This window comes from Arthrobacter sp. CC3 (assembly GCF_039907775.1).
Classification (GTDB): domain Bacteria; phylum Actinomycetota; class Actinomycetes; order Actinomycetales; family Micrococcaceae; genus Arthrobacter.
On record NZ_JARCCY010000101.1, the window covers coordinates 1 to 1297 of the forward strand.

General features: G+C 64.1%; 1 pseudogene. It reads right to left on the minus strand.

Annotation, left to right across the window (positions count from 1 at the left end):
* Positions 1-1296 (minus strand): annotated as a pseudogene (locus PV761_RS24150) (pyruvate dehydrogenase (acetyl-transferring), homodimeric type); the annotation flags it as partial.
* Position 1297: the final 1 nt, after the last annotated feature.

The following is a 1297-nucleotide window of genomic DNA, read 5'->3' on the forward strand; positions in this document are numbered from 1 at the left end:
CTTGAGGTCATCCAGGGTGAGTTTCTTCATCTGGTGGGTGGCGTTGCGGCCTTCGAAGTGCGGTCCGAGTCCGTAGCCCTTGACGGTTTTGGCCAGGATGACGGTGGGTTTGCCCTTGAATTCGGTCGCTGCCTTGTACGCGGCGTAGACCTTGCGGTAGTCGTGGCCGCCGCGTTTGAGGTTCCAGATCTGGTCATCGGTCAGGTCCGCGACGAGTTCCTTGGTGCGGGGGTCCTTGCCGAAGAAGTGCTCGCGGACGAACCCGCCGGATTCGGCCTTGTAGGTCTGGTAGTCCCCGTCGGGGGTTTCGTTCATGATCTTCACCAGGGACCCGTCGGCGTCCTTGGTCAGCAGGGAATCCCATTCCCGGCCCCAGACGACCTTGATGACGTTCCAGCCCGCGCCGCGGAAGAACGCTTCGAGTTCCTGCATGATCTTGCCGTTGCCGCGCACGGGTCCGTCCAGGCGCTGGAGGTTACAGTTGATCACGAAGTTCAGGTTGTCCAGGTTCTCGTTCGCGGCGAGCTGGAGCAGGCCGCGGGACTCGGGCTCGTCCATTTCACCGTCGCCCAGGAACGCCCAGACCTGCTGGTCGGAGGTGTCTTTGAGGCCGCGGTTGTGCAGGTACCGGTTGGACTGGGCCTGGTAGATCGCGTTCATCGGCCCGATGCCCATGGACACGGTGGGGAATTCCCAGAACTGCGGCATCAGCCGCGGGTGCGGGTAGGAGGACAGGGCGTGCCCGGCCTTGGACTTTTCCTGCCGGAACCCGTCCAGGTCCTCCTCGGTCAGCCGGCCTTCCATGAACGCGCGGGCGTACATGCCGGGGGAGGCGTGGCCCTGGAAGAAGACCTGGTCCCCGCCGCCGGGGTGGTCCTTGCCGCGGAAGAAGTGGTTGAAGCCGACCTCGTACAGGGTCGCGGCTCCGGCGTAGGTGGAGATGTGCCCGCCCACCCCGATGTTCGGCCGCTGGGACCGGTGCACCATCACCGCGGCGTTCCAGCGCATGTAGGCCCGGTAGCGGCGTTCGTATTCCTCGTTCCCGGGGAACTCCGCTTCCTGGTCCACCGGGATGGTGTTCACATAGTCCGTGGTGGTGACCATCGGAACCCCGACGCTCTGGGCGCCGGCACGCTGCAGGAGACTGCGCATGATGTACTGGGCACGCTCGGTGCCCTGTTCCCTGATCAGCGTATCCAGGGACTCAATCCATTCGGCGGTCTCTTCCGGATCACGATCAGGCAGCTGGTTAGTCAACCCGCTGAGGATATGGGAGGTATCTTCTCCTGCAGCCACG